Here is a 20,231-nt window from a genome sequence, read left to right on the forward strand (position 1 = left end):
ACGTACGGTGCAATGAGAGGGGCGAAGATTAATTTCTTCCCTCTACTCTATTTTTTAAAAAATGTGATTTATTATGTTAAAAAGAGAAATTGATATATTTTTACAAGAATGGAAACAAAGAAATCATAAGCCATTAATTATAAAAGGTGCTCATCAAATGGAAAACAACGAGTATTTGATAGTTTTCTCAATCATATCAAAGTTTTATTGAAATCAACATTTTCAATGGATTTTTATGATACTCTAATTCTTTTCGATGAAATTCATGAACGCAGTATTAAAAAATCCATCCATTCCCATACAATACGGCATAAAATTAACACATAATAATATTGGATTTGATGGATCAAAATTTACGATTCCTCATTTTTTGACATTTCTAATAAAACGATTTTTTGATGAATACGAAGGTATTCCATGGTAAACCAGACAATCATCGATACAATTGTTGACATTAATCCCAATTGAAATCCAGGGGCATGGTATTCAATATGAATATCATGTTCTCCTTTTTTTAGTGGAAACCCTAAAAAAGCTGTATTGACTTTTTCATAGGCAATTTTCTGACCATCTACATAGACTTCAAAAGAATCATCATATGGAATAGAAGTAATCAAATACTGGTTTTGATGTATATTGATATGACCATCCATTTTGTTGCCTTGAATTGTGTTCCACTGAAGTTTCTGATCCACAACATCAGTTTGCAGATAAGAAGCCGGACAAATCCATCCTTGTATGTCTTGAAGAGAATAATCTCCTTTTCCGTATTTGATTTTGATATTAGATGTATCTTCTTTTGAAGAAAAAACAAAAGTAAATATATCATTTTCATTGTAATAAATATGAGAAGAAGCCGACAATTTATTTTTTATATCTTCAATCCAAATTGAAACATCTTCATCTTTATGATTTTTTACTAAAAACTGAATCATAATTAAATCCCCTTTTTTCGCTTGAAACCCATCTAAAATCTCTTCTTGATCCACTTTAGATTGAATACTTTTAGATTCTGGCAAATTCATTTTCTGTAAATCAAAAGAAGGCATAAAAGATGAATCTGTGTTTTGTATAACACTGCCTTGTAGAAAAGAAAGCTGATTATACGGAAACGATAAAGAATCATATACTTTCTTTGAAATCACTTGTTTAGTGGTATAAGCCATTGGAAATACATTCTCATTCTTTGTTTGTCCAATATATTTTGTTGACATCAACATTTGATAAATTGGATTTTTTGAACATGGCTGCATAAAACGATTTCGATATGGTTGTTCCGTTTGAAATGTATAACGCTGAAACGCATAAAAATCTGAATTATAGGAAGAAGAATAAATCGAAGATCGATATTGATTTAAATGATCAATTCGATTAATGGTTTCTTTTTCATATGTATTGGTTTCCATTCGATATGGATACGAACTTATATTGGATTTAGAAATCATGTTTTTATATTCTGTATAAGACAAAGGATCTTGTATAAAACTATTGCATATACATAAACATAAAATGGATACACAAAGTCCAATTGTTTTCTTTTTATGACACAACAAAAATAACAGGGCTTCTATGCCATATAGAATAGAATGAGAATAAAAAGCATTTAATAGTAAAACAAGAATCCAGGGTATCCATAGAAAAGAATGGGTTTTCTTTTCTTCACTACAATAAGAAGCTACTAAAAAATACAACAAAGGAAGAAAAGGAATCCAGACTTTATTTCGAATATAGAGTCCTCCATTTAATATATAAGAAAACAAAGGAATACAAAATAAAATTATACAAATCCATACTAGAATTCGTTCTTCTTTTTTTTCAAAACAAAGAATTGAAAATAAAATCCCGAAAGTGAAAGAAGTGGTTCCCAATCCATAGGGATCATATAAAAAACGAATGAAATTCAAATTTGGAATCAATAATTCTTTTAAAGATAACCAGGCATGTTGATTTCTTCCTGAGAATAAAACAAAAAATGTTGGAATCAATAAAATGCCACTTAAACCAATCGCAATACAAATCGGCATTAAAAAACGAAATCCATCTTTTAGAAATTGTTTAAAATGAAAAACAGGATGCATTTGTAGATAACGAAAAAATCCATATAAAATTAAGACAAGAATGCCACTGACACTAAAATAAAAACTCGTTAAAATCATTAGCCAGACACTTAAAACAAATAAAAAAATAGAATGTTGATTAAAAAATCGATCAATGCCTATAAAAGCTAAAATCAAAAAAGGCATGTAATTCACAAAAGAAATTTGATGATAGGAATGATAGATCATAGGGGCTGAACATACAAACATCAAAGAAACAAGAAAAGAAATGGGTTTTGAAATTTGTCTTGAAATCAGCCATGTATAAAATAATAAAGTAGAGGCAATCAAACATAAAATCATTACAATCATGATATAGGTTCCCATATCAATAAATGGAAAACAATACGACAATACAATAAATGGATTATAGAGTCCATAATAAGAGAAGTGATAAATATTTTGCCCATTTCCAATATGAGGGGCATATTACATGAATAATTGATGCGAATCATAAAACAATTGACGAAAATAATCTGGAAACACAATGTGTTGATTGATCCAATCTAAATTTGAGCCAAAAACACCGTCTTTTAAACAAAACCATACGCAAAACAATAAAACAAGAATCGTTAAAAATAGATAGGGAAGATATTTCTTTGTTTTACTCATGATCTTCACTTCTTTCTTTCACAATATAAATAGGGCGATGCTTGATTTCAATATACATTTTTGACAAGTAGTAGCCTAAAATACCAATGCATAAAAGTTGAAGCGCATTGAATAAAAAGAATAAAGAAAGCGAAAAACTATAAAAGATACAGACAACAAAGACCAAAAAAAGAAGTCCACATAAAATAAAAGATAGAAAAAGAGGTTGTACAGAAAAAGAAGAAATGCCTTCCAGGGAATAGAAAAACAATTGTTTTAATGACCATTTGGTTTGTCCACCACTTCTTTGTACATTTTCAAATTCAATCCAGTATGTTTTAAATCCCACCCATTCAAATAAACCTTTTGAAAAACGATTTCTTTCACTCATCATTAAAATCGCATCGACCATAGCTCTTTTCATTAAACGAAAGTCACGAGCACCATTGACGATTTGAACACTGGAAATTTTATTAATGACTCTATAAAAATTACGCGATAAAAATGAACGAATGAAAGTTTCACCAGTTCTTGTACACCGCTTAGTTGCGACATTATCAATATTTTCTGTTTTTAGAATTTGTAACATATCAACTAATAAAACAGGAGGATCTTGTAAATCGACATCCATAATCGCAACATAATCACCTTTTACATACTGTAAACCCGCATAAATAGCTGCTTCTTTTCCGAAATTTCTGGAAAAAGATAAATAATGATAGCGATTATCTTTTTGATGAAAAGTTTTCATGTAATTTAAAGTATTGTCATTGGAACCATCATCAATGAATACAATTTCAAATTGATAATTTTGTAGTTTGTTCATTACTTTATTCATTTCATCAAAAAAAATAGAAATCGTTTCTTGTTCATTGAAACAAGGAACAATAATACTTATTGTTTCCATATAGCCTCCTTATTTAAAACATAATTCAAAAGTATCACAAGAATTTGACACAATCCTTTTGAAAGAAAATCTGTCAAATGAAATCCATGGATGAATATATACATACAAACAATTTCAACAATCATACAGAAAAGGCGTAAACCAAGGAACATTAGAAATTGATGGCAATGGATTTCTTTTTGTTGAAAAACATAAAAATGATTCGCAAAAAAGGAAAAAACAATGGCACAGGAAATAGAAATAAAATTAGATAATAATAAATTTAATTGACATTGTCTTAAAAAAAGAAACAAAAAGAAATTAATTCCTGTTGTACAAAGTCCACAGATTCCATATCGAATGAGTTCAAATATCATATTGGTCACCATGGATACTCTAACAAATCAACATGAAGAAAAAGATAAAGCATTTCTGAAGAATTCTTAAGAAATCTAAAAAAGATACTATATTTTGATACAATAAAAATATGAAAATATTAGTTGTAGATGATCAAAAAGAAGTATTAGATATCCTTCAGATTTTATTAACGGCAGAAGGCTATGAAGTTATTTTGGCAAAGAATGGAAAAGAAGCATTGGAAAATTTAAAGAAAATGGAATTGGATTTGATTCTTTTAGATGTTATGATGCCACAAATCAATGGCTATCAAACATGTTTAGAAATACGTAAAATCAGTAATGTTCCGATATTATTTCTAAGTGCTAAATCTCAGGACAGTGATAAAACACTTGGATATTCTTATGGAGCAGATGATTATTTATCAAAGCCATTTTCTTATAATGAATTATTAAATCGTGTAAAAGCCTTGATTCGTCGTTATCACGTATATCAGGGAAAAAATAAAAAGACTTCTCATTTGAAATATCGAAACTTTTGTTTTGATGAACAAAATGAAATTGTTTATAAAAACGAAGAAAGACTGGAATTAACAGAAACAGAATATCAATTGTTTCTTTTATTTGTGAAACACCAAGGACAAATTTTCTCAGCCCAGCATTTGTATCAAACAATTTGGCAAGAAAACTATTATTATGGAGCGAATAATACAGTTATGGTCCATATTCGAAATTTACGAAAAAAGATTGAAGATGATGTAAATCACCCCATGATTATCAAGACCGTATGGGGAAAGGGGTATAAATGCGATGCATAAAATAAAGAATCAATTTTTTCTGGTAATCTTGATTACGGGTATAGTAAGCTATTGTTTGTTTCAGTTTTTATGGTTGAATAAATTCAATGTCTATGATGGATTGAATCCTTATTTTCATTTTTTACCGATTTATGGAGATGAAAATTTATCCAATACATTGGTACAACAAGCTAAAAATTATACTCTTCCAGAGTCCATACAAGATCAAGAAGCTATTAAAAATTTAGAGACTTTAATGAATCAAACAGATAAATATACGAGTATGATAGTTTATGGAAGCAATGGAGAATATCTTGCGGGAAAATATGCCCAAATCATTGATGATTCATTTTTTGATATGGCTTTTTTATTTGGATATCGATTAACAGATGGATTAATCGAGCGTTATCAAAGCTTTTCATTGGAATTTAAAAATGGAAGTGGATTTGTACAATTGATTTTTTATCATAGTATGTATTTTATCTTGATTTATGCCATTGTTTGTTTATTGATTTCATGCAGCTTTTTTATATTTGTCGTCTTATTTTTTCTTTCTAAAAAAGTAAAACGAATCATAAAAATAAAGGAAAGCATTCTTCAAATGGCTTCGGGGAATTTAGATTCACCGGTTCCTGTTTTTTATTTAGATGAAATTGGAATTATGTCTTATCAATTGGAACAACTTCGAATAACTTTAAAAGATACTTTTAAACAAGAAAAAGTAAATCAAGATCAAATGGCGTCTTTGTTTCATGACTTAAAAACACCATTGACTATTTTGAATGGATATTTAGAAATCTTAAAAAGAAATCCATCAAGGACAGAATATATTGATTGTTGTATGCAAAAATCAAATGAAATTAATGAATTAAGCAATCGCATTTTAGAAAAAAAAGAAGATATTCATATGGAATGGGTAACAAGTAAATTTATATGGAATGAAATCAAAGAACATATAGACTATATTTCATTAGCTGGATTTCAAGTTGAAACAAATCAAGAAGAATTTGAAAAAGTATATTTGGATATTGATAGTTATAAACGAATTCTGAATAATATTTTTTCTAATATTTTAAAATATGCAGACAAACAAGAAAAAGTCATTGTGGAGTGTCGATATTCAAAACTTGTTTTTAGAAATTATATTCAACCAGGTTTTATGGAAATGGAAAGCCATCGCATTGGTTTGAAATCAGTAGAAACAAAAATGAAGCAAATGAATGGAGAATTGATTTTGGAATCGAATGAAAATGAATTTTGTGTGATGCTTATTTTTCATAGGTAACACCTTTATTTTAAGGTTTCTTATGTTAAAATAGGTACGATAAGATAAAGGAGAAACAAAAATGAAAGTTCTTGTGATTGGTACAGGAGGAAGAGAGCATGCTTTAGCTTTAGCTGCTTCTAAATCTTCTTTAGTTGAAAAAGTATATTGTGCCCCAGGAAATCCTGGAATGGCTTTAATTGGTGAATGTGTTAATGTTTCTGGAAGTGACATAGATGGATTGGTATCATTTGCCAAAGAAAAAGAAATAGATTTAACCATTGTAGGACCAGAAGCTACATTGTCTTTAGGCGTTGTTGATGCTTTTTTGGAAGCTGGATTGAAAATTTTTGGACCAACAAAAGCTGCCACACAAGTGGAATCGAGTAAAGATTTTGCGAAAAATATTATGAAAAAATACAATATTCCAACTGCTTCTTATCAAACGTTTGATAACTATGAAAAAGCAGTGGAATATGTCAAAGAACAAGGAGCGCCTATTGTTATAAAAGAAGACGGCTTAAAAGCTGGAAAAGGGGTAACAGTAGCAAGCAATATTGGACAAGCCATTGAAGCATTGGATATTGCCTTTGAAATACCAGGAAATAAAGTAGTCATTGAAGAATGTTTAGTGGGATTTGAATTTTCATTAATTTGTTTAGTACACAATGACTTGGTTATTCCATTGGAAGTGGCACAAGACCATAAATGTGTAAATGACGGTGATACAGGACCGAATACAGGTGGAATGGGATCGTATTCTCCAGTTAAGAAGATTACACCAGAAATCATTGAAGAAGCTAAGAATTCTATTATGATTCCTATGGCAAAAGCCATGGTAGAAGAAGGCGTGCCTTTCACAGGATTCTTATATGGTGGTTTGATGTTGTGTCAAGATGGCATTAAAACCATTGAATTTAATGCCCGGTTTGGAGACCCTGAAGCGGAAGTCATTTTATGTCGATTGGAAAGTGATTTTGTACAAGCTGTTTTAGATGTTATGGAAGGAAAAGAAACACAATTAAAATGGTCAAACAAAGTCAGCCATGGAGTTGTTCTGGCTTCTACAAATTATCCAGCAAGTTCTACAAAAGGTTCTTTGATTACTGGCTTGGAAGACAGTGATGCTTTGATTTATCATATGGGAACAAAAAATACGGAAAATGGACTTGTCACAAATGGGGGTCGTGTATTGATGGTTGTGACAATGGAAGATACATTGGAACAGGCTTTTGAGCATACATATAAAGAAGTTAATAAAATTCAATGCAAAGATTTATTTTATAGACACGATATTGGAAAGAAGGACATGTAGATGGAAAAATTAGAATTTGAATGTTATACGTTATCTCCATTGGATGGACGTTATGGATTTATCAAAGATGAATTAAAAGAATATTTTAGTGAATATGGATTGGTTAAATATCGTGTTTATGTCGAAATTCAGTGGTTAAAGTTTTTAATCGAAAATATTGAATGCGATGTTTTCAATCAATTTCATAAAGAAGACATGGAAAAAATTGAATCTATTTCAAAAAACTTTAATTATGATTCCTTTAAACAAATTAAAGAAATTGAACAAACAACGCGTCATGATGTAAAAGCCGTGGAATATTTCATTGATTCACAATTAAGAAATATGAATCTTGATTTCCTTCAAAGTTTTGTACACATTGGATGTACTTCAGAAGACATCAACAATACATCTTATGCGTCTATGATTCGAGATGGATTACATAATGTATGGTTGAAAAAAGCCCATGAAATGGCAGATATCATTGATGAATTGGCAACTAAATATCAAAATGTTGCGATGTTAGCACATACCCATGGACAACCAGCTACGCCAACGACTATTGGAAAAGAATTTAAAGTTTATGCGTATCGTTTAAATGAAAGTATTCGAAACATTGAAGCCATTCAAATTAAAGCCAAATTCAATGGAGCAACAGGAAACTACAGTGCCATTTCTACGCCGTTTCCAAATGTAGATTGGCCAGCCACTTGTCAAAGATTTGTGGAAGATTATTTAGGATTAACATTTAATCCATTGACAACACAAATCGAAAGCCATGACTATACGTGTCATATTCTGGATGGAATTCGTCATTTCAATAATGTATTAGCGGATTTAGACGTAGATATGTGGTTATATATTTCAATGGAATATTTTAAACAAATTCCAGTAAAAGGAGAAGTTGGTTCTTCTACAATGCCTCATAAAGTCAATCCAATTCGCTTTGAAAACAGTGAAGCCAATATTGATATGTCCAACAACATTTGTATGGCTCTATCCAATAAATTACCAAAATCTCGTATGCAACGTGATTTAAGTGATTCCAGCTCTCAACGTAACCTGGGATTGGCTTTTGGGTATTCTTTACAAGCCATTAACGAAACAAAAAATGGATTGGCAAAATGTGTGATCAACGAAGAAAAACTGGCTTCGGATTTAAATGAAAAATGGGAAGTATTGGCAGAACCAATTCAAACGATGCTAAGAAAATATGGAATTGCCGATGCCTATGATCAATTAAAAGCATTGACTCGTGGAAAAAATATTTCCAAAGAAGCGATTATTGAATTTGCCAATGGTCTGGAAGTATTAAGTGAAGAAGATCGTAATACATTGGTCAATATGACACCGGCTTCTTATATTGGAGTGGCCAATAAATTAGTGGATATTAAAGTGAAATAGCTTTCATTTTCAAATTTTGATGTTATAATTAGGTTGTTCAAATAGCTGACGGATTAGTGGAGCACCACGTGTTATTTGAATCAATAAAGCCGACCGTCTGGGCGATTCAAAAGAATCGTCCTTTTTTTCTTCAAAAAAAGGACAACAAGGAAAAAGGAGAATAAAATGGCAAAAAGTGATTTAGAAATTGCACAAGAATGTGTGATGGAACCAATTGAAAAAGTGGCTGCAAAAGTAGGAATTCCTGCAGACATGTTAGAGCATTATGGAAAGTATAAAGCAAAATTATCCTTTGATTATTTAAAAGAAATCGAAAACAACAAAATGGGTAAATTGATTTTAGTGACCGCAATCAATCCAACAAAAGCAGGAGAAGGAAAATCAACTACGACTGTCGGATTAGGAGATGCTCTGAATAAATTAGGAAAACGAACAATGATGGCTTTACGTGAACCATCTTTAGGGCCTGTATTTGGATTAAAAGGTGGTGCAACAGGTGGTGGATATGCACAGGTTGTCCCTATGGAAGATATTAACTTACATTTTACAGGCGATATGCATGCTATTACATGTGCCAATAACTTAGTCAGTGCTGTTCTTGATAATCATATTTATCAGGGAAATGAATTAAATATTGATCCAGAAAAAATAACATTTAAACGTTGCTTAGATATGAACGATCGTACTTTACGTGATATTACGATTGGACAGGGTTCCAAAGTCAATGGTGTAGAAAGAAAAGATGGATTTAATATCACAGTGGCTTCTGAAGTAATGGCTTCATTGTGTTTAGCCGATGACTTAATGGACTTGAAAAAACGATTTGGAAATATGTTAGTTGCTTATACATACGATGACAAACCTGTTTATGTTCGTGACTTAAAAGTAGAAGGTGCTTTAGCGATGGTTATGAAAGATGCCATTCTTCCAAATGTAGTCCAAACACTGGAACACAATCCTGTCTTTATTCATGGAGGACCATTTGCGAATATTGCCCATGGATGTAACTCTGTCATTGCGACAAAAGCAGCGCTTCGTTTATCCGATTATACAGTAACAGAAGCTGGTTTTGGTGCGGATTTAGGTGCGGAAAAATTCTTAGACATTAAATGTCGATTTGCGAATTTACAACCAAGTGCCGTTGTCATAGTTGCTACCATTCGTGCTTTGAAACAACACGGTGGCGTTGCCTTTGAAGACTTAAAAGAAGAAAATGTGCAAGCTATGTTAGATGGTTGTCAAAACCTGGCTAAACACATTGATACAGTGCAGCAATTTGGTTTACCTTATGTAGTAGCCATCAATGAATTTGCGACAGATACACCAAAAGAAGTTGAAGCCCTTCAAAATTGGTGTAAAGAAAACAATCATCCAATGTCTTTATCTCAGGTATGGGCAAAAGGTGGTGAAGGTGCTCTTGACTTAGCACAAAAAGTTATGGAAGCATGTGAAAAAGAAAATCATTTCAAGCCTTTATATGATGTGGAACAATCCATTGAAGAAAAAATTGAAATCATTGCCAAGAAAGTATATGGAGCCGATGGCGTAGACTTTACGGATGAAGCCAAAGCTCAATTGGATACTTTTAAACAACAAGGATGGGATAAATTACCAGTTTGTATGGCTAAAACACAAATGTCTTTAACAGACAACGGAAAAATCATGGGACGTCCAACTGGATTTAGAATTACAGTTCGTGAACTTCGTCCATCTTTAGGTGCTGGATTCATTGTGGCTTTAACAGGAAAAGTCTTAACGATGCCTGGTCTTCCAAAAATTCCAAGTGCATTGAATATGGATATCGATGAAAACGGAAAAATTACAGGTTTATTCTAGAAGATAGTGAATTCTATCTTCTTTTCTTCTAAAATAGAAATAGAAAAGAAGGTGTAAATATGGCAAAAAATGCATGTATTATCTATTACAGTCAATCTGGTACAACAGAACATTTAGCTAAACTTATTCAAATTATTACAGGGGCTCATCAAATTGAAATTGAAGCACTGCATCCGTATTCTAAAGACTATGAAAAAATGTTAAAAGAAGTAGCTGATGAAAAAGAAGCAGGTGTGGATCGTGAATATTGTCCAGTGGATTTGGATGTGTCTGAATTTGATGTATTCTTTATTGGAACACCAAACTGGGGTGGAAGCGTTGCTTCTCCTTTGGCCACTTTTTTAAAAGACCATGACTTTAGTGGAAAGAAAATCATTCCTTTCTTAACACATGGAGGAGCCGGAGAACAAGACATTGAAGAAAGCATTGCTGCTTTGTGTCCACAAGCTCAAATGAGTCCATCCTATATTTCTTTTGGAAAAGTAGAACAAGATGAACTGGAGTCTTTACAAGAATGGATTCATACCAATGCACAAGAAATTTTTTAATCTCACACATGTGAGATTTTTTTGTGCTATAATAGAATAGCTTGCAGGAGTGGTGGAACGGCAGACACGCTGTCTTCAGGCGGCAGTGGAGCAATCCGTGTGGGTTCAAATCCCATCTCCTGCACCAATGGAAAGATAGGGTACATTGTACCTTTTTTTTTATGCTTTCGATTGATTATTCAAATTGGTTGAGATATATTTTTAACATGAAATTAAATGAACTAAAAATTGGACAAAGAGGACGCATTTTATCGGTTAAAGGACAAGGATCGTTGCGACAGCATTTATTGGATATGGGATTGATTCCCGGGGCTCGTATCACAATTGTGAAGTATGCACCAATGGGAGATCCAATTGAAATACGAATTCATGGCTATGAATTAACACTTCGATTAGAGGATGCCCAGCAAATTGAAGTGGAATTCATTGATTTAAAAGAAGAACAACGCTTCAAACAAAATCAAACTATATTTCATCCTGGATTAGGAGAAGAAGGAAAGTTTCATAATAAACAAGAAGAACATCCATTAGATGATTCAGAAACATTAACTTATGCCTTGGTTGGAAACCAGAACTGTGGAAAAACAACATTGTTTAATCAATTAACGGGTTCCAATCAACATGTAGGAAATTTTCCGGGTGTGACTGTGGATCGAAAAGATGGACCCATTAAAGGCTATGCCAATACCATTGTAACGGATTTACCAGGTATCTATTCTATGTCTCCTTATAGTTGTGAAGAAATTGTGTCTCGAAATTTTGTCTTACAAGAACATCCAAAAGCCATTATCAACATATTAGATGCGACCAATATTGAAAGAAACCTCTATTTGACAATGCAATTATTAGAAATGGACATTCCGATGGTTGTGGCCTTAAATATGATGGATGAAGTTACTGGAAATGGAGGATCCATTGATATTAATAAAATGGAAACCATGTTAGGGGTTCCTGTTATTCCAATTTCTGCCAGCAAAAATGAAGGCGTAGATGAATTGATTCGACATGCGATCCATATTGCGAAATATCAAGAAAAACCCGTTCGACAAGATTATTGCGACGAAAAAGACCATGATGGAGCGGTTCATCGATGCATCCACGCGGTTTGTCATTTAATTGAAGACCATGCCAAACGAGAAGATATTCCTGTTCGTTTTGCGGCTAGTAAACTCATTGAAGGCGATAATTTAGTTTTAGAAGCCTTGAAACTTGATAAAAACGAAAAAGAAATGCTGGAACATATTATTGTTCAAATGGAAAACGAAAGACAACTGGATCGAAGTGCTGCAATGGCTGATATGCGTTATTCTTTTATCAAAAAAGTAGGATATGCATGTGTAATTAAACCAAAAATTAGTAAAGAACATCTTCGTTCACAAAAAATTGATACCATTTTAACAGGAAAATACACAGGAATTCCATTTTTCATTTTAATAATGGGATTAGTATTCTATTTGACATTTAATGTGATTGGAGCTTTTTTACAGACTTTATTAGAAACAGGAATTGAATACATTACGCAATTTGTTGATTTATATTTAACACAAATTGGAATGAATGAAGCCATTCATAGTTTGATTATTGACGGAATTTTTTCAGGTGTAGGAAGTGTTGTAAGTTTTCTCCCCATCATTGTGACATTGTTTTTCTTTTTATCGATATTAGAAGACAGTGGATATATTGCTCGTGTAGCCTTTGTGATGGATAAACTCTTACGAAAAATTGGATTATCGGGGCGAAGCATTGTTCCTTTATTGATTGGATTTGGATGCACTGTACCCGCTGTTATGGCAACGCGTACACTTCCATCACAAAGAGATCGTAAAATGACAATTCTATTAACGCCTTTTATGAGCTGTACTGCCAAATTACCAATTTATGCCTTTTTTGTGAATGCGTTTTTTCCAAAACAAGGTGGCTTAATTATGACAGGTCTTTATGTATTAGGCATTATCGTAGGAATATTAATAGCTTTTCTGTATAAAAAAATATTATTCAAAGGAGAAGCCGTTCCATTTGTGATGGAACTCCCTAATTATCGATTGCCATCTTATAAAAATGTCAGTCAATTGTTGTGGGAAAAAGCAAAAGATTTTCTTCAAAGAGCCTTTAGCGTTATCTTTTTAGCGACGGTTATTATTTGGTTTCTACAAAGCTTTGATCTTCATTTAAATTTTATACAAAACTCGCAAAACAGTATTTTAGCTTATATTTCCAGTATACTCGTACCAATATTTAAACCCATTGGCTTACCAGACTGGCGCATTTGTACATCATTGATCAGTGGATTTATGGCCAAAGAAAGTGTTGTATCGACTTTAGAAGTTTTATTTAAAGGAAACATCACACAAGTATTAACACAAGCCAGTGCGGCTTCTTTACTTGTTTTTAGTTTATTATATACACCATGTGTAGCCGCCATTGCTTCTATTAAACGAGAACTCGGTTCTTCCTGGGCTATGGCTGTTGTGATTTGGCAATGTGTATTAGCTTGGCTTTGTGCTTTTGTGATGTATCATATTTGTTTGTGGTAATATAAAGTTATGAAAAAGAAACGAATTTTTATCTTTATACTTGTTTTATTATTGGGAATTGGATATATGGGATATTATTTTTATGCGTTTTCATATCGCTATGAAAATGAACCCGAAACGGATTTAACTGAAACTAATACTGATTCTATTTTAACAATTGAACAATTGTCAAAAAATTTAAGTTCTTATGAAGACCTTCAAACACTGAATCTAAATGATTTAGAACAAACCAGTTATATTATTCCAGGACTTTTAGCTACCAAGACCTTAGCCAGTGATAGTTCTCATGCATTTAGTATGTGTACATCCATGACACCTCAAGGCATTTGTCTAACCGAAAAATATGTATTTATTAGCGCGTATTGTCATACTCATAGCCATAATTCTGTTTTGTATATGATTGATAAAAATACACATCAATTTATAAAAGAAATTATTTTAAGTGGAAAACCACATGCAGGTAACATTGCCTATGATGATATACACAATACCATTTGGATAGCTTGTACAGGACAAAACGTAATTACAGGCGAAAAGAGTGCGTATTTGAATTGTGTTTCTTTAGAAGCCATTGAACAATATGATTTCAATGCGACTATGGAACCCATTACCTATGATAAAAAATACAATATTGAAGGCTTTAGCTCGGCTTCCTTTATTAGTTATTATCGAAACAATTTGTTTGTAGGACATTACTATGAAGGAGAATGGAAAGACAGTTACGTAGTTCGTTTTCCTATTACAGAAGATGGTGGCTTAGAAACTAGAAAAGTAATGGGAAATAAAGAAATTGCAGTGGGAAAGGAAAAAGCCATTATTGATCAATATTGCCAGGGATTGTATTTGGATACAGGTTATTGTGTTTTAATTCAATCCAGTGGAACAAAAGACAGTAAAGTTCAATCGTTTGTGAATTCACAATTTCAACAAGATGTAGAAGAAATGATTGATTTAGACGAACAATATCATTTGTATCAACAACAACAAGAAGTAATTCAAAATCTTTTGGATTCTTTAGAAGAAATGAACCAGGAATATGAAAATATTTTGGATCAAATTGAGGATTTAACCGAGAAAAAAGATTTTTTGAAAGAAAGTGAAGAAAAAGAAGAATACAAAGATGTATTAGATGAGATTTCAAGTTTAAAAGAACAGAAACGAGAATTAGAAATTAAAATATTAAATCTTAAAAAAGAAGTGAATCTGGAAAAGAAAGATGCCATTGAATTTGATGTAGATGCCTATAATAAACGTCTAAAAGAAACAAAAGTATATAGCTTGCAAGATGATCTAGCCGATCGAACTTTTACTTTTCCAGCTCGCTTAGAACAAGCTATGATTTCAGAATACGGAAATTATAGTGTATATTTATTGTTTGAATCCGGTGCCTATTCGTATCGAGCCCAAAAGAATGTAGACATTGTAGATCGAGTGATTGTCTGGGGATAAAAAAAGTGCGAGAAATACATCTCGCATTTTTTTTATTCGATTGGAATATATTTCGTTTCTTCCACTTTTTTAGGTGCTTCCTTTGGAAGAACAATCTTTAATTCACCATTGCTGAAAGAAGCCTTTACATCTTCCTGTGTAATGTTTTGACCTACATAGAAAGAACGAGAATACGATCCACTGAATCGTTCTTTACGAATGACACGACCATTGTTGTCTTTGTTTTCTGTGTCTTTAGAAGTCTGAGCTCCAATCTTTAAATATCCATTCTTTAATTCCATGTGAATATTTTCTTTTTGGATTCCAGGCATTTCAATGGCCAATTCATAATTACCGTCTTTTTCAACAATATCTGTTTTCATAAAATCATTTCCAGAATTGCTTGAGAAGAAATCATCAAATAAATCAAAAGTTGGATAGTACATCATAATATCGCCTCCTAATAAACAAACAAATAATGAAACTATCATTTTGTTTTATAAAATGTTCTATATTGTAAAGTACTTTATTTCCTTTACACTGATATTATAGCACTAATATTAGCAGAGTCAACACCAGAGTGCTAAAAATTTTAAAAAATAAATGCATTCTTAACGAATGCAAATATAAACAAGATAGACAACATAAATCAGAATCATCAATATACCTTCTTTTTTATCAATTCGATTCTTTGTCCAAGCCATAATCCAAACAACAATTGACATAATTATCAATAAGATAATATCGATGACATTTTCCATAATGAAGGCAACTGGACTAATAGAAGCGGCAATGCCTAGAACCAGTAAAATATTAAAGATATTAGATCCAATCGCATTTCCCAAAGCCATATCCACTTCATTTTTACGTGCCGCAACAATGGAAGTAACCAATTCCGGTAAGCTGGTTCCCAACGCAACAATTGTTAAGCCAATTAAGTTTTGAGACAACCCTAATTTTGAAGCAATAAAACTGGCTCCATCAACAACAAAGTCGCCTCCATACTTAATCGCAATGGCTCCTCCAACTATAAAGAGAATACATTTCCAGACAGGTAAGGTTTCCACTTCTTCTTCATTTGTTTCTTGTCTTGACTTTAAAGCACTGAATACCATCCATAATAAATAACACACAAATAAAATCAGTAAAACAATGCCTTCCATTCTTCCCAATGAAAAAGAAGTAAATCCACAAATTAATAATAATAAAGCACAGAGAATAGAAAATGGAAATTCTTTTAATAATGTACTTTTTTGGATGGCTAATGGCGCAAAAACAGCACTGGCTCCACAAACCACCATTAAATTAAATATATTCGAACCTACAACATTACTGATGGCCAAGGCATTATTGTTGGCTAAAGAAGCAGTAACACTGACAGCGCATTCAGGAAGACTGGTTCCCATAGCTACAATGGTTAATCCAATGATAATAGAAGGAATGCGTAATTTCTTAGCCACACTGCTGGCTCCATCCACAAAAAAATCAGCGCCTTTAATTAATAAAACAAATCCTAGAATGGTTAATAAACAAGCTGTAAAAATATTCATAATCAACCTAATATTCCTTTCAAAAATATTTCCAATCCAATTCCAATTAAAATCACTCCACCAAGAATAGAAGCTTTATTCGATAATTTCATTCCCATTCGCTTTCCAATTTCAACGCCTGTAAAACTGATACCAAATGTGATGATTCCAATGATCAAAGAAGAAATAAAAGCCTGAGGAAAATTGTAACTGGAAATGGTAAATCCAACAGACAAAGCATCAATCGATGTCGCAATACCTTGAATAAACAATCCCTTTAAATCCACTACACTTTCCTGATCTTTTTCCTCTTTTGAAAACCCTTCTTTTAATAAGTTTCCTCCAATATAGGCCAATAAAATCAAAGCAATCCAGGGAATAAATTTTTCAAATTCCTGAAAGGTTTCCACAATTGTATGGACACAAATCCATCCCACTAATGGCATTAAAAACTGAAAAAAACCAAAAGTAAAAGAAATCAAAGTCATTTTATTGATTTTCATTTTAGTTTCATGAAGTCCATTAGCCATAGATACCGAAAAAGCATCCATTGCCAATCCAATACCCAATAAAATACTGTTCACAATTAAATTCATATACATCTCCCATAAAAAAACTCAAGTATTTACTATACTTGAGTCAAAAACATATTTTTCTCATGCATAGTAAAAACTGATACATGAGTCTCGCATTTTAAAACAAGCCAGGCTTTCGCCGGTATGTTGGCATGTTCCACCATGTGGTTGCTACTCCCCCATAGATGTTTAGATTTTATATAAGAAAAATTCATTTGTCAAATACTATTTTATCTTTATAATACATTTATGAATATTTCTTGCCTGGTTTTTGATGTCGATGGAACATTAACCAATGATGATAAAAAAATAGATCCTCGTACCAAAGCTTCCATTCAAGAAGCCATGAAACAAGGCATTCATATTGTGATTTCCAGTGGACGAAGCAAAGAAGGTTGTCGTTTTATTTATGAGGAATTAAATTTAGAAAATGGGCCTCATTTTTTGTCATTAATCAATGGTCAGCAAATTTATGAATTTCAAACAAAACAATACATTAATGATCGTTTGCTGGAGAAAGAAGATGTATTTCAAATCAAAGAAATTGCCAGAAAATATGATTGTTTATCGCGTTTTACAATTGACAGGGATGCTTATTTTTATGGCTCTTTGAAATCGTATTTTCGAGAAATAATTCGAATGATTCGAAAACGAAAGAAAAAAGGTTCCATGGTAAAAGGAACCAAATTTAAAAAACATTTTCTAAGAAAGAATAAATCTTTTAATAAAGTTGTATTCTTTCAATCACCTTCCTTTTTCAAAGAACATCTTATTCAAATCCAAAATGATTTATCAAATTACGAATGCATGATGGTTGCATCGTATTGGATGGAAATCATGCCAAAAGGAGTCAATAAAGGAAAGGCGTTAAAAACCATTTGCCAAAGAAATTCCATTCCCTTAGAAAGTGTTGTTGCCTTTGGAGATGCTCAAAATGACATATCGATGCTAAAAGAAGCTGGAATAAGTGTTGCGATGGGAAATGCGTTTTCAGAAGTAAAGGAAATAGCGGATTATGTAACGCCATCCAATAATGAAAATGGAATTGGAGTATTTATAGATGAAAAGATTTTGAGCAAATAAGTAGAAAGAAACAATTGTTTTCATTATTATAAAAGTAGGAGGAAATGAAAATGAAAATTGTGAATACAGAAGAATTTAATGCATTAATGAATGAAAATCTAGTTTTAGTGGATTTTTTCGCAACTTGGTGTGGACCATGTAAAATGTTAGCCCCTGTGTTAGAAAAAGTTCAAGAAACTCTAAATGATAAAGTCAAAATTGTAAAAGTGGATGTAGATCAGTCACCGGATTTAGCTGCACAATTTGGAGTTATGGCCGTACCCACTATGATTTTATTTAAAAATGGGAAACAAGTGGATGCTTTTTCTGGATATATGCCAGCAGGAAACATTATTTCAAAAATTGAAGCGCATTATTAAAAGGAACTCAATGAGTTCCTTTTAGTTTAGTAAATCAAAATAGATGTCTCCATATTCTAATAAATGTTCATGAAAAACTTTATCTGGATATTTTAGTTTTTCTTTTAATTGAACTACTTCTAAATAACCATAATAATACGATAAAAAAGTAGCTGGTGCATCACATAATTGATTATAAGCTGCACTCATGTCACTTCCATAGACTTGATTTAATTCATCAAGGGTCATTCCATCGTATTGAATGGATAAATCCAATAAGGCAACGGTATAGAAATTTAAGATTTCCATTAAGCGATACGCATCGGTATCAAAATCCAAATAGGAAAGAGCATAAAGCTGAACATACGTCGCATAGCCCTCAGATAATCCATTATTTTGAAATAGAAACTGAATCGGATATTCTAAGTTTTCCAGTTTATATTTGGCATTATACATATGTCCTGGAATACCTTCATGAGCGAGTGTTGTATATAACGATAAATCATTCACGTCTTTTCCATAATCTCTTTTGTTGTATCGAATCTGAAATGGAGTGGAAACATCCAGACTTGGTGTCACAAAATAAGCTACAATTCCCATTGTACTTTGATCATCATCCAATGCATTAATTTCATAGTTCATATCAGCTACTTCTGGAAAATCCTTTTTATAATTTTGTTCTAAAAACATCATGATTTCTTCGACAGAAGTAAAAGAAGTTGTAGTATTTTCTTTCGAATTGGATAAAGACAAATATTCATTCAAAGTATCATCAAGCGCCTGACTTAATTCTTTTTGAATGGTTTGAATATTTTTTGTGGTTCCAGTTGCCTGTTGAACTAGTAATTCATAATATTCTTTTCCATATTCCAGTGTATAATACCCAGAAACAGGAAGAATCTGGTCTTTTATAGATTGCAGTGTATTCAGCATTAATTGATAACTTGGATAAAAATAAGTTTGCAGGGCTTCTTGAATTTGTTGCAGAACTTCTTCTTTGTTTGAAATATCTAATTGATTGATTTCTTTTTCCAATTCACGATAAATACTGGAATCTTCTTGGTGATTTAGAGTCAATTGAATCGAATTTATTACTTCCTGATAATTCATGCGACAAAGATTTAGACTGGCTTGTTGTTTTGTATATTCTAGTGCATCATTTGTGAAACGAGGAACATCTTGAAGTAAAGTCATTAAGTCTTGTATGTCTTGTTCGTTTCGTAAAACAAATTCACTAAAATAAGTGACTAATATTTCTTGAATACCGTCCATGCTTCCAAATAAAATAGGATAATATTCAAATTTTTCATCATTTAATTGAAGATTTAAATTAAAATCCAAGTTTAATTGATTATAAATAATTTGTTGTGTTTCATTAAGTGATTCATAATCAAATGCATGGAGCTCTTTTAATAAAATCGAATAATCTTGTGAATCAAATATAGGACCTAAAGACACTTCTACACAATCTGGGTTTACACCAAAATCTTCTGGATTTTCCAGGAATTGATGCATCGTTGTATAGTCTTGCTCCATTTGTTGAATAAATAAATCATTTAAATAGCTTGAAAATTCTTCGTTTTCTTTTTTTGATGGCTTCGATGCACAAGAACACAACAAACAAAGTGATAAAATGAATGGTATTATTTTTTTCATATGGTTCTCCAAAAAA

General features: G+C 31.9%; 18 protein-coding genes, 1 tRNA gene and 1 riboswitch. Of the genes, 11 read left to right on the forward strand and 8 right to left on the reverse strand.

Going from position 1 to position 20,231, the window contains the following annotated elements:
- Positions 1-353: 353 nt before the first annotated feature.
- From ACI32A_RS03490 to ACI32A_RS03505, 4 genes are read right to left on the reverse strand one after another with little or no spacing between them, the layout of a single operon-like run.
- Positions 354-2,513 (reverse strand): YfhO family protein, encoded by a 2,160-nt coding sequence (locus ACI32A_RS03490; protein ID WP_439753684.1) that lies wholly within the window; start codon positions 2,511-2,513, stop codon positions 354-356.
- A 12-nt stretch (positions 2,514-2,525) separates the two neighbouring features.
- Positions 2,526-2,708, reverse strand: coding sequence for a hypothetical protein (locus ACI32A_RS03495; RefSeq protein ID WP_439753637.1), 183 nt, complete (start codon positions 2,706-2,708; stop codon positions 2,526-2,528).
- Positions 2,701-3,594, reverse strand: coding sequence for a glycosyltransferase family 2 protein (locus ACI32A_RS03500; protein ID WP_439753638.1), 894 nt, complete (start codon positions 3,592-3,594; stop codon positions 2,701-2,703). The genes ACI32A_RS03495 and ACI32A_RS03500 overlap by 8 nt, the downstream gene beginning before the upstream one ends.
- Positions 3,582-3,950: a GtrA family protein gene (locus ACI32A_RS03505; protein WP_439753639.1), complete on the reverse strand. Its 369-nt coding sequence runs from the start codon at positions 3,948-3,950 to the stop codon at positions 3,582-3,584. Before ACI32A_RS03505 ends, ACI32A_RS03500 begins: the two co-directional genes overlap by 13 nt.
- A gap of 110 nt (positions 3,951-4,060) precedes the next feature.
- Between ACI32A_RS03505 and ACI32A_RS03510 the strand changes: the two genes are divergently transcribed.
- The 9 genes from ACI32A_RS03510 (at position 4,061) to ACI32A_RS03550 (ending at position 15,055) form a co-directional block, all read left to right on the forward strand.
- Positions 4,061-4,747 (forward strand): response regulator transcription factor, encoded by a 687-nt coding sequence (locus ACI32A_RS03510; protein ID WP_439753640.1) that lies wholly within the window; start codon positions 4,061-4,063, stop codon positions 4,745-4,747.
- Complete coding sequence (locus tag ACI32A_RS03515) at positions 4,740-6,011, forward strand: ATP-binding protein (protein ID WP_439753641.1); 1,272 nt, start codon at positions 4,740-4,742, stop codon at positions 6,009-6,011. Before ACI32A_RS03510 ends, ACI32A_RS03515 begins: the two co-directional genes overlap by 8 nt.
- A gap of 61 nt (positions 6,012-6,072) precedes the next feature.
- Positions 6,073-7,305: a phosphoribosylamine--glycine ligase gene (gene purD, locus ACI32A_RS03520; RefSeq protein WP_439753642.1), complete on the forward strand. Its 1,233-nt coding sequence runs from the start codon at positions 6,073-6,075 to the stop codon at positions 7,303-7,305.
- A complete protein-coding gene (gene purB / locus ACI32A_RS03525; RefSeq protein WP_439753643.1) occupies positions 7,306-8,688 on the forward strand; it encodes an adenylosuccinate lyase in 1,383 nt (460 codons plus the stop codon).
- Between the two features lie 31 nt (positions 8,689-8,719).
- A riboswitch (ZMP/ZTP riboswitch) is annotated at positions 8,720-8,798 on the forward strand.
- A gap of 55 nt (positions 8,799-8,853) precedes the next feature.
- Positions 8,854-10,524, forward strand: coding sequence for a formate--tetrahydrofolate ligase (locus tag ACI32A_RS03530; RefSeq protein WP_439753644.1), 1,671 nt, complete (start codon positions 8,854-8,856; stop codon positions 10,522-10,524).
- A gap of 59 nt (positions 10,525-10,583) precedes the next feature.
- On the forward strand, positions 10,584-11,072 hold the full coding sequence (locus ACI32A_RS03535) for a flavodoxin family protein (RefSeq protein WP_439753645.1): 489 nt from the start codon (positions 10,584-10,586) through the stop codon (positions 11,070-11,072).
- Between the two features lie 43 nt (positions 11,073-11,115).
- Positions 11,116-11,199: transfer RNA gene (locus tag ACI32A_RS03540), tRNA-Leu, on the forward strand.
- A gap of 79 nt (positions 11,200-11,278) precedes the next feature.
- Complete coding sequence (gene feoB / locus ACI32A_RS03545; protein ID WP_439753646.1) at positions 11,279-13,606, forward strand: ferrous iron transport protein B; 2,328 nt, start codon at positions 11,279-11,281, stop codon at positions 13,604-13,606.
- Between the two features lie 9 nt (positions 13,607-13,615).
- Positions 13,616-15,055 carry a hypothetical protein gene (locus tag ACI32A_RS03550; protein ID WP_439753647.1) on the forward strand — a complete coding sequence of 480 codons (1,440 nt, stop codon included), beginning with the start codon at positions 13,616-13,618 and terminating at the stop codon, positions 15,053-15,055.
- 32 nt (positions 15,056-15,087) lie between these two features.
- Here the strand turns inward: ACI32A_RS03550 and ACI32A_RS03555 are convergent, their stop codons facing one another.
- From ACI32A_RS03555 to ACI32A_RS03565, 3 genes are all read right to left on the reverse strand, one after another.
- Complete coding sequence (locus ACI32A_RS03555) at positions 15,088-15,483, reverse strand: Hsp20/alpha crystallin family protein (protein ID WP_439753685.1); 396 nt, start codon at positions 15,481-15,483, stop codon at positions 15,088-15,090.
- Between the two features lie 162 nt (positions 15,484-15,645).
- Complete coding sequence (locus tag ACI32A_RS03560; RefSeq protein WP_439753648.1) at positions 15,646-16,584, reverse strand: calcium/sodium antiporter; 939 nt, start codon at positions 16,582-16,584, stop codon at positions 15,646-15,648.
- A 2-nt stretch (positions 16,585-16,586) separates the two neighbouring features.
- Positions 16,587-17,159 carry a manganese efflux pump MntP gene (locus ACI32A_RS03565; protein WP_439753649.1) on the reverse strand — a complete coding sequence of 191 codons (573 nt, stop codon included), beginning with the start codon at positions 17,157-17,159 and terminating at the stop codon, positions 16,587-16,589.
- Between the two features lie 228 nt (positions 17,160-17,387).
- Here ACI32A_RS03565 and ACI32A_RS03570 point away from each other — a divergent pair, with 228 nt between their 5' ends.
- On the forward strand, positions 17,388-18,221 hold the full coding sequence (locus ACI32A_RS03570; protein WP_439753650.1) for a Cof-type HAD-IIB family hydrolase: 834 nt from the start codon (positions 17,388-17,390) through the stop codon (positions 18,219-18,221).
- Between the two features lie 50 nt (positions 18,222-18,271).
- The gene (gene trxA / locus ACI32A_RS03575; RefSeq protein ID WP_439753651.1) at positions 18,272-18,580 is read left to right on the forward strand and encodes a thioredoxin; all 309 of its coding nucleotides are present in this window, start codon (positions 18,272-18,274) and stop codon (positions 18,578-18,580) included.
- Positions 18,581-18,601: 21 nt separating this feature from the next.
- Here the strand turns inward: trxA and ACI32A_RS03580 are convergent, their stop codons facing one another.
- A complete protein-coding gene (locus tag ACI32A_RS03580) occupies positions 18,602-20,215 on the reverse strand; it encodes a DUF885 family protein (RefSeq protein WP_439753652.1) in 1,614 nt (537 codons plus the stop codon).
- Between the last annotated feature and the right edge of the window lie 16 nt (positions 20,216-20,231).

Source organism: Floccifex sp. (assembly GCF_051873555.1).
Classification (GTDB): Bacteria; Bacillota_I; Bacilli_A; order Erysipelotrichales; family Erysipelotrichaceae; genus Floccifex.

Coding starts and splice junctions, on each gene's coding strand:
- ACI32A_RS03495 (WP_439753637.1), bottom strand. CDS start 2,708: ATGAGTAAAACAAAGAAATATCTTCCCTATCTATTTTTAACGATTCTT.
- ACI32A_RS03500 (WP_439753638.1), bottom strand. CDS start 3,594: ATGGAAACAATAAGTATTATTGTTCCTTGTTTCAATGAACAAGAAACG.
- ACI32A_RS03505 (WP_439753639.1), bottom strand. CDS start 3,950: ATGATATTTGAACTCATTCGATATGGAATCTGTGGACTTTGTACAACA.
- ACI32A_RS03510 (WP_439753640.1), top strand. CDS start 4,061: ATGAAAATATTAGTTGTAGATGATCAAAAAGAAGTATTAGATATCCTT.
- ACI32A_RS03515 (WP_439753641.1), top strand. CDS start 4,740: ATGCATAAAATAAAGAATCAATTTTTTCTGGTAATCTTGATTACGGGT.
- purD (WP_439753642.1), top strand. CDS start 6,073: ATGAAAGTTCTTGTGATTGGTACAGGAGGAAGAGAGCATGCTTTAGCT.
- purB (WP_439753643.1), top strand. CDS start 7,306: ATGGAAAAATTAGAATTTGAATGTTATACGTTATCTCCATTGGATGGA.
- ACI32A_RS03530 (WP_439753644.1), top strand. CDS start 8,854: ATGGCAAAAAGTGATTTAGAAATTGCACAAGAATGTGTGATGGAACCA.
- ACI32A_RS03535 (WP_439753645.1), top strand. CDS start 10,584: ATGGCAAAAAATGCATGTATTATCTATTACAGTCAATCTGGTACAACA.
- feoB (WP_439753646.1), top strand. CDS start 11,279: ATGAAATTAAATGAACTAAAAATTGGACAAAGAGGACGCATTTTATCG.
- ACI32A_RS03550 (WP_439753647.1), top strand. CDS start 13,616: ATGAAAAAGAAACGAATTTTTATCTTTATACTTGTTTTATTATTGGGA.
- ACI32A_RS03555 (WP_439753685.1), bottom strand. CDS start 15,483: ATGATGTACTATCCAACTTTTGATTTATTTGATGATTTCTTCTCAAGC.
- ACI32A_RS03560 (WP_439753648.1), bottom strand. CDS start 16,584: ATGAATATTTTTACAGCTTGTTTATTAACCATTCTAGGATTTGTTTTA.
- ACI32A_RS03565 (WP_439753649.1), bottom strand. CDS start 17,159: ATGAATTTAATTGTGAACAGTATTTTATTGGGTATTGGATTGGCAATG.
- ACI32A_RS03570 (WP_439753650.1), top strand. CDS start 17,388: ATGAATATTTCTTGCCTGGTTTTTGATGTCGATGGAACATTAACCAAT.
- trxA (WP_439753651.1), top strand. CDS start 18,272: ATGAAAATTGTGAATACAGAAGAATTTAATGCATTAATGAATGAAAAT.
- ACI32A_RS03580 (WP_439753652.1), bottom strand. CDS start 20,215: ATGAAAAAAATAATACCATTCATTTTATCACTTTGTTTGTTGTGTTCT.